The sequence below is a fragment of the Methanocorpusculum sp. GPch4 genome (genome assembly GCF_012062385.1).
Lineage (GTDB): Archaea > Halobacteriota > Methanomicrobia > Methanomicrobiales > Methanocorpusculaceae > Methanocorpusculum > Methanocorpusculum parvum.
In genome coordinates this window covers 1-12,856 of the sequence record NZ_SIJA01000049.1, presented here as the reverse complement: position 1 = coordinate 12,856, position 12,856 = coordinate 1, and the positions used below count along the sequence as shown (strand labels likewise).

Annotated in this window: 12 protein-coding genes; 6 read left to right on the top strand and 6 right to left on the bottom strand. The window is 67.5% G+C overall.

All coding sequences use genetic code 11. The features are described 5' to 3' along the window. Positions 1–271: 271 nt before the first annotated feature. The 3 genes from EYA77_RS04220 to EYA77_RS04210 form a co-directional block, all read right to left on the bottom strand. A complete protein-coding gene (locus tag EYA77_RS04220; RefSeq protein ID WP_167815971.1) occupies positions 272–622 on the bottom strand; it encodes a hypothetical protein in 351 nt (116 codons plus the stop codon). A 70-nt stretch (positions 623–692) separates the two neighbouring features. Beyond that, positions 693–1,610: a RimK family alpha-L-glutamate ligase gene (locus EYA77_RS04215; RefSeq protein ID WP_167815970.1), complete on the bottom strand. Its 918-nt coding sequence runs from the start codon at positions 1,608–1,610 to the stop codon at positions 693–695. 23 nt (positions 1,611–1,633) lie between these two features. Further along, positions 1,634–2,560, bottom strand: coding sequence for a hypothetical protein (locus EYA77_RS04210; protein WP_167815969.1), 927 nt, complete (start codon positions 2,558–2,560; stop codon positions 1,634–1,636). 151 nt (positions 2,561–2,711) lie between these two features. Here EYA77_RS04210 and EYA77_RS04205 point away from each other — a divergent pair, with 151 nt between their 5' ends. The 5 genes from EYA77_RS04205 (at position 2,712) to EYA77_RS04185 (ending at position 10,229) form a co-directional block, all read left to right on the top strand. Further along, positions 2,712–4,844, top strand: coding sequence for a glycosyltransferase (locus EYA77_RS04205; RefSeq protein WP_167815968.1), 2,133 nt, complete (start codon positions 2,712–2,714; stop codon positions 4,842–4,844). A gap of 55 nt (positions 4,845–4,899) precedes the next feature. Further along, a complete protein-coding gene (locus EYA77_RS04200; RefSeq protein ID WP_245241175.1) occupies positions 4,900–5,625 on the top strand; it encodes a WbqC family protein in 726 nt (241 codons plus the stop codon). Next, positions 5,626–6,669 carry a dTDP-glucose 4,6-dehydratase gene (locus tag EYA77_RS04195; protein WP_167815966.1) on the top strand — a complete coding sequence of 348 codons (1,044 nt, stop codon included), beginning with the start codon at positions 5,626–5,628 and terminating at the stop codon, positions 6,667–6,669. A gap of 71 nt (positions 6,670–6,740) precedes the next feature. Continuing rightward, entirely contained in the window at positions 6,741–7,928 is a 1,188-nt protein-coding gene (locus tag EYA77_RS04190) for a DegT/DnrJ/EryC1/StrS aminotransferase family protein (RefSeq protein WP_167815965.1), read from the top strand. Positions 7,929–8,528: 600 nt separating this feature from the next. Further along, positions 8,529–10,229, top strand: coding sequence for a TIGR00341 family protein (locus tag EYA77_RS04185; RefSeq protein WP_167815964.1), 1,701 nt, complete (start codon positions 8,529–8,531; stop codon positions 10,227–10,229). 154 nt (positions 10,230–10,383) lie between these two features. On the opposite strand, the gene EYA77_RS04180 is transcribed toward EYA77_RS04185, so the two are convergent. The 3 genes from EYA77_RS04180 to EYA77_RS04170 are packed head-to-tail and all read right to left on the bottom strand — an operon-like array spanning position 10,384 to position 12,310. Then, complete coding sequence (locus tag EYA77_RS04180) at positions 10,384–11,238, bottom strand: ImmA/IrrE family metallo-endopeptidase (protein WP_167815963.1); 855 nt, start codon at positions 11,236–11,238, stop codon at positions 10,384–10,386. Further along, positions 11,235–11,669 carry a hypothetical protein gene (locus EYA77_RS04175; RefSeq protein ID WP_167815962.1) on the bottom strand — a complete coding sequence of 145 codons (435 nt, stop codon included), beginning with the start codon at positions 11,667–11,669 and terminating at the stop codon, positions 11,235–11,237. Before EYA77_RS04175 ends, EYA77_RS04180 begins: the two co-directional genes overlap by 4 nt. After that, positions 11,666–12,310, bottom strand: a complete 645-nt coding sequence (locus tag EYA77_RS04170) for a hypothetical protein (protein WP_167815961.1) — start codon at positions 12,308–12,310, stop codon at positions 11,666–11,668. The genes EYA77_RS04175 and EYA77_RS04170 overlap by 4 nt, the downstream gene beginning before the upstream one ends. 375 nt (positions 12,311–12,685) lie before the next feature. Here EYA77_RS04170 and EYA77_RS10055 point away from each other — a divergent pair. Further along, a partial coding sequence (locus EYA77_RS10055) for an iron-sulfur cluster assembly scaffold protein (RefSeq protein ID WP_167815960.1) occupies positions 12,686–12,856 on the top strand: 171 nt, incomplete at its 3' end.

Sequence of the window (12,856 nt, the reverse complement as noted above, 5' to 3'; positions counted from 1 at the left end):
GGAGATCGTAGGTCTGGTGAACCTTCATGTCCGCACTCCTCTTTGAGGCCGGTGGCCGACCGGGCTGGTTTTCAGGACCCGCAGAAGGGACCCGCGCGGGCCCTAGGAACCCAACCGGAAACCCCCTCGGTCGCCTCGGCGGGTTTTTTCCGCCCCCGCGTCGTCGCAAAAAGTCTCATTTGCCTCAAGCAAACCGCAACTTTTTGCTCCTGGCGGGGACATAAAATCCCTCGCCGATTCTCGGTCGGGGTTCCCGGCTGGGCCCCTGGGCTCACTCCATCCGGGAGCGGAAGCCGATGGGCTTCTCGGGAAGTCGGGACAAGGTCGGGGTCTGGCTGGTCTCGGCCTGCATCAAGACCAGGATGTCCCGCCACTGCACCAGGATCCGCCACCCCTGCCCGGGACGGTTCTCCTGGTTGGCCACCTGTTCCGGCTCGATCCAGACGCCGACCTCCGGCTCCAGGCCGACCAGCCGCCCGGTGAGGGTTCGGGACCTCTCGTCCTGGAACCCGATGTTGCAATCGACAAAGGGGCCGATATCCCGCATGACCAGGGTGACCGTCCGCTCCAGACAGTCCTCCAGGTTCAAGCCGCCCGAACTCCAAGCGCCGCCCTCTTTCATGGAATACCTCCACCCGGGATTGGGAAGGCGCCTTCTCCAAGCCGGCATCGGCTCCTCCGAGGGGGCGGACTCAATGGAGCGGCGGGAAGTGGGCGCAAGGCGCATTGCGCGCGCCGGAATGGGCCACATCCACGATGAAGCGGCTCATGGCATCCACGGCCCAGCCGAAGTGGGCCTCCCGCAGCGAGCGGAAGTCGAAGTCGCAGACGTAGTTGGTGATGTCGATGGCGTACAGGGTGTCACCCCGAACCGCGAACTCCATGGCGTTCATGTCGTAGCCGATGGCTTCATTGAAGAGCACGCTGTACTCCTCGGCCCGGCGCAGATGCTCGGGATTCATCCGCGAGCGGTCCTGGACGTACTCCCCCTGACCCAGCGGACGGGGGACGTACTGGATGGCCCGGGCGGACCGCCGCCCGATGCCCAGGCAGCGGATGTAGTCGTCCCAGTCGATGAACTCCTGCAACGTCATGGTCAGGGTTCCCGAGGCCTCATAGGCCGCCTGGGCCTCCTCGACCGAGGCGATCTTGTAGACGTTCTTCCAACCGCCGCCAAAGGCGGGCTTCATGATGCAGGGCAGGCCGACCTCGGCCAGGCGCGCCGGCCAGTCGATGGGCCACATGTTGCGCAGCGAGCCCGCGTCGATGTCGGCCAGGTAGGCCCGGTTGGGCAGGACCACGGTCCGGGGAACAGGGATCCCCAGGCGCTGGGCCAGGGCATATCCGAAGAACTTGTCGTCGACGTTCATCCAGAACGGGTTGTTGATCACGTAGGTCCCCTGCAGGGAGGCCTGCTTGAGGTAGACCTGGTAGTAGGGCACCTCGTGCGAGATGCGGTCCAGGATCACCCGATACGGACAGGGCTCACCCGCCGTGGTCCCACCGACGTGCAGGTACTCCGCATGCAGGCCCGCATCCAGACTGTTCAGGGACGCGATCAGCGCATCCGGGAAACTGTCCTCGCGCCCGCGCAAGACACCGACCTTCATTGGTCCGACCCTCCCTGGCTTCTTCAGTCCTGCGTCTTCGAGCGGTTCAGGCGGCTCAGAGCCCACGAGCGGACCCCGAAATCCCGATCGCGCAGGGCCTCCTGGAGGAAATCGGGCCCTTCGGTACTCGCGGCCAACTGGTAGGCGCGCCGGCGCAGCAGGGCCTCCTTGTGGCGCCGGCACAAATCCAGGGCCTGCCGGCGCAGGGCCGGCTGGAGCTCGGACCCGCTGCGCTCGAGAAGGTCCAGCAAGCCTTGCAGCAGGGGGCGCGGATCCGCCCAACTGGCGGCGTTGGCCACCACGCTGCGGACCACGCCGGCCAGGTCCTCGCCCTGGTCGACCAGGCAGGGAAGCGCCGTCCGGGCCAGGCTGACCGGCGCCTGGGGAATGGAATGCGAGAAGCTGGCCGCGATCTCGTCGGCGACATCCAATCCCAGGGCCCACTCGACCAGGGTGCGGCGATCGCCCGGAGTCAACCAGGGCCCCCCAACGACCCGCTTGAGTCCGGCGCTGCGTCCAGCCTCGCTGAAGAGCGTGCTGCCCAACAACCGGACCACCACCCCCAGGCGCCCGCTGCGCGAGGCCTCCATCGCCCGCATCAGGGACTCCAGGGCCTCGACGGCCTCGCGCGGATCCAGCGCGTCCGGCGTGGGATCCCCGGCCGACAGGCCGGCGACGAAGCTCATCGCGACGCCGGCCTCCACCGGTTGGTTGCGACACAGCCAGGCCAGCGCCTGAAGGCCCCCCGGGGTGGGCCCGACCAGCTCGCGCAGGACCTCCCGACGCAGGCCATCCGGGACCCGGCGGTCAGCGCACAGTTCGCGGGCCAAAGCGTCGAGAAGCTCCTGGTCCACCTCTCCGGATTCCTCCGGACTCCCAGTCCGCCCCAGGCGACGCAAAGCCCGATGATAGACGGTCTGCAGGTGCGGCTGGGTGAGCAGGTCTTGCATGGATGGTCCTCCGGAGCCCTTCGTGCGGCGGCACCACGAGTTAGCCCACGGAGGCGCGAAATCCTGCCCCGAACCCGTCGGGGAGGGGGCTGCCCTCCCCGAGCGAAGGGGGATGCGCCATGTCAGAGTTGGTCTCAACGCGAGGTGCGCGATGGCCCTGACCCGCGTCCTGCTCTTCACCCGCAACCAGGCCGAGGGCCGCGCCATGCTGCCCCTGGCCCGCTTCCTGGCGGACTCGGGCCTGGTGGAGGGGATGTCGCTGGTGGCCACCCCCGAGGAGTGGGCCATCCAGGACAACCCGCTGATCCACCGGTTCTACGAAGAGTTCTCGCTGTCGGCCCCGCAGGACTCGGAGGCCTGGCTGCTGGAAGCCGTCAAGCGGGCCCTGGTGGAGGAGAAGGCGAAAGTTGCCGTATTCCCCAACGGGCTTCCTCCCTTCGACCAGGCCCTGGACTTCTGCTGGATGCTGGAGGGGATCCGCACGCTGGTCTGGCCGGACCAGCCCCTGGACCAGATCCCCGAATGGCTTCTGCGCACGCCGCCCGACGCCCTGGGCCTGCTGGAGGCGGAAGAGGCCGAAAGGGTCCGCTCGGCCACGGAACACCAGCCCGCCAACCGGCGGACCACCATGCTGACCGGAGACTGGCAGGTCCTGCGGGACTGGCTGGTCCAGCCCTCCCCCGCCTTCCATCGGGTCCCCCTGGCTCCCCGCCGACCGGTGCGCGAGTTGATGTGGGCCCACCTCCAAGAGCTGGCCGTCCTGCTACCGGAGGGCGAATGCCTGGTCCTGGGCCCGGAGGGCGCCGCCGAAGCCCTGCAGGCGCTGGCTCCCCGCTCCCGGGTGCGAGCCGCCCAGACCTTGGAGGGTCCGGTGGACTGCGTGGTGGACCTCCTGCACGCCGCCGCCGAGGAGGACCCCGGACGGGCCCTGGCTGCGGCCTGGTCGGCCTCGCGAGTCCGCTCGCTGCACCTTCTGCCGGTCAACATGCCCCTGGCCCACCGAAGCCCGACCTTCCGCTACGGAGACTACGACAACGAGTTTGCCCTGGGCCCGGCCAGCCACGACCTGCGCCGCCTGGCCCGCGCCGTGGCGCCCCCCGAGCGCATTCGCGCGCGGGTGTTGGGCGCCCGCGGCGGCGGACGCCCCCTCTGGCAGGACCCCTGGATCCACGCCGAGGCCCCCGACGGCGCGTTGCCGATGTTCCTGCTGCGACTGGAGCAGGAGGACCTCCCCCCCGAAGACTGGCTGGAACGCTTCCGGCTCCCGGAAAAGGAACGGATGCGAGTCGTCTTCGTCGACTCCCAGAACATCGCCGGGTCGGTGCTCAACCACGCGGTGGCCGTCAACCGACACACGCCCCACCGGGCCCTGGCCCTGTGTCGGACGCGCCACCCCTACATCGGCTACCCCCAGGAGGAATCGCGCGCCGTCTTCGCCGACGAAGGGATCTCGCAGGGCCTGCTCGAGGAACTCGAGGCCGCCGACTGCTTCGTCTTCTTCGAGGACGACGACGAAGAGACTCCCCTGGCGAACCTGGATCTGCGCCCCTTCGTCCAGGGCAGGAGGGTGGTGCACCTGTACATCGGTCAGCGGGTCCATCGCGACGTGGCTCGCCACCAGCGCCCCGGTCGCATGGTCCTGACGCCGCTGCCCCATCTGCTTCGGATGTTCCCCCAGGCCCACTTCTACGCGGGTTTTCCTCCGACCACGCTGGAGGACGTCGAGTTGAGGCCTCCCCTCTCGGAGGAGGATGGCATCGTCCGCATCCTGCAGACCCCCAGCCTGCCGCATCCCACGCTCTCCCGCTTCTACTACCACAAGGACACCGAGGCCTACCTCCACGCAGCCCGCGAGCTGTGCAGGAGAAACGTCGGGCAAACGGAACTGTGGCAGGTCGCCGGCTGGCCTCATCACGACGTGATGCAGGCCCGGCTGGATTGCGACGTGACTTTCAACCAGTTGCGGGGGTACCACGGCCTTTCCGGTGACGAGGCGATGTTCCTCGGCCGGCCCGTGGTCCAGGCGTTCGACCAGTTCAATATCAACCGCCACCGGGAATACTGGGGCCTGGACGTGGAGTTCCCCTGGATCTCCACCACGCCGGATCTGTTGGCGCAGACCCTGGCCGACCTGGTGGCGGACCCGAAGAGGCGGAAGGACCTCGGGGCCAGGTGCCGGCAGTTCATGCTGGACTACTTCAGCCCCCAGGTGGGCGTCCTACCTCTTCTCTGGTATTGCCGGCAGGCGCCCGCGGTCCCTGGGGACCGCCTCGCCCAGGGGTGACCGCAATGGATGCGAACGTCCGGCAAGACGCAGGGGGCAGCAGAGCTTGAGGCTGGTGGTCCTGCAACCCTCCTACCTGCCCTGGCTGGGCTTCTTCGACCAGTACGACTGGTCGGACGTCTTCGTGCTGTACGACGATGTCCAGTACGACAAGAACGGCTGGCGCAACCGGAACCGGATCCTCACCGCCAACGGCCCGGCCTGGCTGACGGTCCCCGTCCGCCTGGCGGGGCAGGACTTCCCCCCGATCCTCGAGGTGGCCATCGACCCCACCAAGGACTGGCGGCGCAAGCACCGCATCAGCCTGGAGCAGGCCTACGCCAAGGCGCCCTTCTTCTCGACGGTGTTCCCGGCCCTGGCCGGGGTCCTCGAGCAGGACTGGGAGTTCCTGATCGATCTCGACCTGGCGATGCTCCGGGCCCTGGTCGACCTGCTGGGCATGCCCTGGAAGGTGCGGCGCTCCTCGAAGCTGGGCGTCCCCGGCCAGAAGACCGCCCGCCTGATCGGGCTTTGCGAGAAGTTGGGCGCCACCGAATACCTCACCGGAGACGCGGCCCGCTCCTATCTCGACGAATCCGCCTTCCAGGACCTGGGGGTGAAGGTCCACTGGCACGGTTATGTCCATCCCGAGTACCGACAGCGCGGACCGGACTTCGTCCCCTACATGTCCGTTGTCGACCTGCTCTTCCACCACGGCCCCGAGAGCCGGGCCATCCTCCGGCGCACCCACACCGGAGCATCGCAGGAGCCCAAGCCGCTCCACACTTTGGAGGTTGATTAGATGTCCAAGACGATCCTGGTCACCGGCGGGGCCGGCTTCATCGGCAGCAACTTCGTGCGCCACATCCTCGAGAACTACCCCGACTACAAGGTCGTGGTCCTGGACATGCTCACCTATGCCGGCAACATGGAGAACCTGCCCCAGCAGCACATGAACCCGGGCAACAACGGCCACGGGCGCCTCAGCTTCTGGTACGGCAACGTCCGCAACGGCGAACTGGTCGACACCCTGGTCAGCCAGTGCGACACCGTGGTCCACTTTGCCGCCGAAAGCCACGTGACCCGTTCCATCTACGACAACTGGATCTTCTTCGAAACCGACGTGATGGGCACCCAGGTCGTCTCCAACGCGGTCCTCAAGCACCAGGAGCGGATCGACCGGATGATCCACATCTCGACCTCCGAGGTCTATGGCACCGCCCGCGCCGACCTGATGGACGAAGACCACCGCCTGATGCCCATGAGCCCGTATGCCAGCGCCAAGGCCGGGGCCGACCGCCTGGTGTACTCCTACTGGGCCACCTACCAGTTGCCCATGGTCATCGTCCGCCCGTTCAACAACTACGGGCCCTACCAGCATCTGGAGAAGGTGGTCCCCCGCTTCATCACCTCGGCCCTCCTGGGCGAGCCCCTGACCGTCCACGGAGACGGCAGCGCCCAGCGCGACTGGCTGTACGTCGGTGACCACTGCCAGGCCCTGGACAAGCTGATGCACGCCCCGATGGACAACCTCAAGGGTGAGGTGATCAACCTGGGCACCGCCCGCTCGATCAGCGTCCTGGAGATCGCCCAGATGGTCAAGGAGATGACCGGAACCCACTCGCCCATCGTCTTCGTCGGCGACCGGCCGGGCCAGGTCTTCCGCCACACCTCCTCCACCGAGAAGGCCAAGAACCTTCTGGATTGGGAGGCCAAGGTCAAGTTCGAGGACGGCCTGGAGCGCACCATCGCCTGGTACCGCGAGAACCGCAAGTGGTGGGAGAAGGGCATCTGGTTGCGCCAGATCCCCATCCGCACCGCCGCCGGCAAGGTCGAGATGCACTAGAGCCTGGTGGCCTCGGGGGGGGCCCGCCGGTGCCCGGCGGGGGCACCGGGCTTCCATCCAAGGAGGATGAGTTGATCCAGGAGATGACCTTCACCCGACGTTCGGAGTTCCTGCCCTACAACCGCGCCTGCCTGGGCCCTGAAGAGGAACAGGAGGTGCTGGACACCCTGCGCTCGGGGTGGCTGACCACGGGTCCCAAGACCCGACGCTTCGAGGCCGAGATGGCCGAGTTCACCGGTGCCGGGCACTGCCTGGCCCTGAACTCGTGCACGGCGGCCCTGCATATCGCCATGGTCGCGGCCGGGATCGGCGAGGGAGACGAGATCCTCACCCCCAGCATGACCTTCCCCTCGGCCATCAACGAGATGGTCCACGAGCGGATCACCCCCGTCTTCGTCGACGTCGAGCCCGACACCCTGAACCTGGACGTCTCGCTGGTGGAGGAGCGGATCACCCCGCGGACCCGCGCCATCATGCCCGTCCACTTCGCAGGCCACCCGGTCGAGCAGGACCGCCTGCGCGAGATCGCCGACCGCCACGGCCTGCTGGTGATCGGGGATGCCGCCCACGCCACCGAATCCACCTTCCGAGGTCGCCACGTCAGCCGCTTCGAGGACATGACGGCCTACTCGTTCTACGCCACCAAGAACCTGACCACCGGCGAGGGCGGAATGCTGGGCATCGAGGACGACCAGGTGGCCGAGCGCGCCCGGCTGCTGTCGCTGCACGGGATGAGCCGCGATGCCTGGAAGCGCTACTCCAGCGAAGGCTACCAGCACTGGGACATCGTGACCCCGGGCTACAAGTACAACCTGACCGACGTGGCTTCTTCCCTGGGCCTGCACCAGTTGCGCAAGCTGCCGGGCTTCCTCCTCGAACGCGAGAGGCAGACCGCCCGCTACGACGAGGCCTTCGCCGACCTCGGAGATGTCCTCCGCCTGCTGGTCCGACGCCCCCACGTGCGCAGCGCCTGCCACCTGTACGTGATCCAGGTGCGGACCGAGAACCTCCGGGCCACCCGCGACCAGGTCATGCACGAGATCCAGGCCGAGAACGTCGGGATCGGCATCCACTTCCGAGGGGTGCACCTCCACCCGTTCTATCGCGAACGCTTCGGCTTCGCGCCGGGCATGCTGCCCCACACCGAGAGGGCATCCGAGCAGGTCATCTCGATCCCGCTCTATCCTGGCCTGAAGGAAGAGGACCAGGAGTACGTGATCCAGGTGGTCCGTCGGGTCCTGCTGCGCCACCGGCGATGAGCCGACTCCGCCAGTCCCCGGCCCGGCGGCGCGACCTGTTGCGGGTCGTGCCGCTGGTGCTGCCCCGGTCCTGGACGGGCCCCCAGGCTCCCTGGGAGATCGATCGACGCGGATTCCGCCTGCGGGTCCTGGGTCCCGACCTTCTGGCCCTGACCCTGGGAGCCCCGGGGCCCAAGACCCCCGGAGGGGCCCTGTCCAGGAACCCGGTGCCCGGGGAGGAGACCCTGCTGGTCATCCCGGCCCCGAAGGGTCCCCCTCCCGAGGCCCTCGAAGCCGCCCGCAGGCTTCCCCAGGAGGAGGGCTGGAGTCCAGCGTGTCTCCTGATCCTGAGCGACCGCGAACAGCTCCCCTCCCCCGCCAAGGCCCGCCGCGAGCTGGGCCGGGCCTTGCGCGGCGCCGGGTTCGCCGCGGCCTGGGTGTTGGACGAGGGCCCCCGGGTCGACTTCCGGGGCCTGCCCTACTTCACCGTCGAACGCAGCCTTCGCCAACTGGGCCGGGTGGGTCGTCGCCTGGAGCGCTGGGCGCGTTGGCGCCGCCTCTGGCCCTGGTGAACCGCCCAACCGCCGGCCCGCCGAACCGGTCGCCCCATCAGGAGGACCTATGCACTGGTTCCACCGCCTCAGCCCTGACAAAGAGAGCGAGATCCTGGCCAGCCTGGCCAACTCCTCGACGTCCAGCCGCAGCTACTACATCCTGACCGTCCTCTCCACCCTGATCGCCACCTTCGGCCTCTACTCCAACTCCACGGCCACGGTGATCGGGGCAATGATCGTGGCCCCGTTGATGGGCCCGATCCTGGGATGCGCCATGGGCGTGGTGCGCTCCGACTCGAAGATGCTCCAGGAGGGCCTGCAGGCCGAGGCCTTCGGCGTCCTGGCGGCCCTGGCCACGGCCACGCTCCTGACCATCATGGTGGGCCCTGCCAATATCGACCTGACGGGAAGCGAAATCCAGGGACGCATCCGCCCCACCCTCTTCGACATGGGGATCGGCCTGGCGGCGGGGATGGCGGGTGCCTATGCCACGGTCAACACCCGGATCAGCGCCTCGATCGCCGGAGTCGCCATCGCCGTGGCCCTGGTTCCTCCGCTGGCGGTGTGCGGAGTGATGCTGGCAGCCTCCTGGCAACATCCGGAACTGACCATGCCCGCCTTCCGGGCCTTCATGCTCTTCCTGGCCAACTTCCTGACCATCGAGGTCTCGGCCGCCCTGGTCTTCCTGGCTGCCGGCCTGGGACACCTGCCCCAGGGCACCTCCCGACGCCCCCAGGCCCGCTTCGTTCTGGGCACGGGTCTGCTGCTGCTGGCGACCTTCGTGTTCCTCTCGATCCAGTTGCGCGGCCTGGTCCTGGAACGCAACTACCAGGCCACCGCCTCGCAGGTCCTGGAGTCCAGGGTTCCCCGACTGGTCCCGGGCGCCGGACTCGATTCCCTGACGGTCCACCTGGAGGGGTCCCGGTTGCGGGTCCGCGGGGTGATCCGAGCGCCTCAAGAGATCACCCCGGGCATGGTCCGCGACCTGGCCCGGACCCTGCAGGAGCGCCTGAATCTGCCGGAGTCCACGGAACTGGACCTGCTGCTGGGGACGGCCACCCTGACCTACCTCTCGCCGGCCGGGGTGGAGTACGTCCAGCCCCTGACCCGCGAGAAGGGCCTGGAACTCAACCTGCAGGTGGAGAGTGCCCTGCGCGAGGCCTTGGGGGCCTTCTCGCATGCCGAACTGGTGCAGTGGAGCCGTCCGGATCCCTCTCAACCAAGCACCCTCTTCGTCACCGTGCGCAGCCCCTTCGTCTTCGACGCCCCCCTGGTGCAGGAACTCCAGAACGTGGCCTCGGCCGCCCTGCTGCAGAAGAATCCCCTGGCTCCGGGGCTGAAGCTGCTGGTCCGCACCATCACCGCCCACGACTTCACCGAAGCCGGTCCGCTCCGGGCGCCGGTCAGCGAAATCCTCAGCGCCCGCGAGCGCCAGATGCGGGATCGCGAAGAGAAGCTTCGCCTCCGGCTGGAAACCCTGGTCGCCGACCAGGAAGGCGCCCTGCTGCTGGGCATGCAGGTCAAGGAAGCGACCCCTCCCGCCGTCCTGGAGCCCGCGCAACCCGAGGGCCTGCCGACCCCGGTCTTCGGGGTGCCGCCGGCCACGCTGGAGGTCCAGGCCCGCGTCCAGAGCCCCCAGCTTCTGCCTGCCGCGCTGGTACGCTCGTGGGAGGAGGCCCTGTCCCAGGAACTGGAGATCCCTACCCGGCTTTCCGTGAACAACACCCTGGGAACCCTGACCACCGCGCCGGCGGCCGAGACTCCGTAGAGGCCACGCCACGGTCTTCACCACAGAGCGCACAGAGAACACGGAGACGCGGGACTCGTCCACGGTGTCTTGATCCAGCTCTTCGGGATCCTGCCCCGGGAGACGACCAACCTGTTGACGCCCACTCTCTGTGGCCGCCTGTGTCCGGGCAGGCTCACCATCTCCTGCGCCGACCGTCGGGTGTGAAACGTTCCGGGTCCGGTTCGTCCAACTCTTCCCCCCACCACTCCTCGCCGGGGTCCGCCTCGACCCAGAGCAGGGTCAGCAACCCCTCTGCCCCGATGGGCCGCGACTGCTCTCGAACCCGAGCCACGCCCCGATCGCTTTCGAGCCACTGCAGTGCGGCGACTTCCTTCCGAAGCAGGGTTGCCTTGTCCAGGCTTTCCGCGAAATCCAAGGCATAGGTCCTGGGCCCCAGGCGCCCTTCCCTCACCTTCCAGCGGAACGACTCTGAGGTCGAGATCCAACGAATGTTGCCGTTCTGCGACCAGACCGCACAGCAGTCCCAGGGCCCCTGCTCCACGTAGCGGAGCGCCGTGGCCGTCAGCGAGGTCTGGAATTCGCCGGCCAGATGTTCGATCATGTCGAAACCCGGCTCCCCGTCCTGGCATCGGGGCCTGAACAGGGGCTCCGGCATCAGCAACTCCGCCGCGAAGAGGTTCGCCTCCGGCTCTTCCGGGCGCGCACGATACTGCCAGAGCCCTTCCTTCACCGAGCACAAGGCCAGTTGGTTCATGTCCGGGTGAAGAGCCAGATGCCCCATCTCGTGGGCGATGTTGAAACGCCTGCGACCCAGAGAGGTCCCTGAGGCAACGGTGATCATGCTCTGAAAGTGGCCTCGGACCACGCGAGCATTGCAGTGGCTCAGGGGGCGCTCCTGGACCAGTGCCCTGAACGCATGCCAGGCGATCAGCTCCAGGTGGATCTCCTCAGGCTTCTCGATCCCGCAACGTTTCAGGAGGGCGAGCGCCTCGCGGCGGGCGCGATTCCGATCCGGACCCCCGATCATCGGTCGGAGGAAGGCGCCTCCTCGTCCAGGTTGGTTGCCCATTCGACTTCCTCGCACAGGTCTCGAAGTTCCGCCTCGCCCATCTCCTCCAGGGGTGTATCCAGGCCTCGGGCCGCGATCTGACCGGAGGACCGAATCCTGGACAGGAGTTGAGCTCGGTCCAGGCCGCTCAGATCGACGCGGTTCCGACGAGCCTGGGCCTTCTGGATCTCCTGTTTCGCGGTGGCCATCCAGGCCAGGCGCCGGTCCTCCGAAACCCTGGCGATCAACCCGCGGACCCGGGCCTGCATACGCTCGGGGTCCAGACCCTCTTCCCGGAGTTCCTGGCAGATATCCTCGGTGGTCTCCCCCTCCCGCTCCTGCCACAGGAAGCCAGCCAGGCGATCCAGGAACTCCGAAGCGCTCTCGTTGTTGTTCGGCTTCCCGCTCATACCCGTTCTCCTTCCTTGAGCACGACTTGGAGCTTCGCCAGACGTCGCCTCATCTTCTCCTTGAGTCGGTAGACTTGGTCCACCGGGATGCCCATGGACCTGGCGATGTCTGCCGCTTTGTCCATCCCGTCATAGCAGAGTTCAAAGACCTTGAAGAGGTCCGGATCGTCTGAGAGGGCCTCGATGGCCAGGTACAAGAATCTCTCTGCCGGGCTTGCCCCTCCATCGTGCCCAGGCTCGGCCACCTGGAAGTCTGAGACCAGGCCTCTCCCGCCCCGCCCATCTCCAGGGTCTCCATGGTCCGGATAGTCGTGCAGGAAGTCTCCGTTCACCTGGTTCTTCCTCTCCTTGTGCTCCTCCGAGTTCACGAGGTGGGAGACCAGGCTGTCCACCACGTCGCAGAGGAACTTGAAGAGGTCCGGCTCCTTGTCGGGATTCCAGGCGCGCGTCCCTTCGAAGACGCGGGTGATGGCCTCGCAGGCCAGGTCCTCGGCACTCATTCCCTTGGGAAGGTTGGGGTTCTTGCCGTTGCCCGTGACCCAGCCGAGGCGTTGGACCTTCCAATGGGCGTGGCGTTCCAGTCTTACCGACAGGTAATCCCAGTCCTGGGCGTTCAGCCGCTCAAAGATCGCGTCGTCCATCCGTCAATCCCCTTCCCGCTGACCTCTGCCGGACCACGGCCAGAATTTCGCGTGGCTTCCACCGCGGATGGTTCTTCCTCTTCGAAGGGTCTCCTTGCGGAAAACAGCTCGGGCCCCGGCAGAAGAGAGTGGAGGGATCCACTCCAGGCCAGGTGCGGAAAGAGTCTCCTCCTCCGGCAGTAGGAGTTGAAGGGGTCTTCGCCCCCGGAGTGGCTCGGCCAGGGAAAGCCTCGGCATTCAAAGGCGCGGAAGGAGCATGGAACTCGATGTCTACCGTTCTTGGTCCGGTGATGGGCAGCCGGCCTCCCTTTCACAAACGGGCAGCGAGAGGAACCCCCTCCCAGCAGCCACACCGCATCCCGCTCGGAGTGCGCCATGTATAGCCCCATTCTTCTCGACCACGCGGCCCACCCCCGCAATACCGGCCCTCTGCCCGGAGCCACCCACGCCGGCGAGGCCCGCTACGAGCGCTGCGGCGACCGGATGCGCCTGGAGTTCCTGGTGGCGGACGGTCGGGTGCGCGAGGTCCGTGGCCAGACCTTCGGT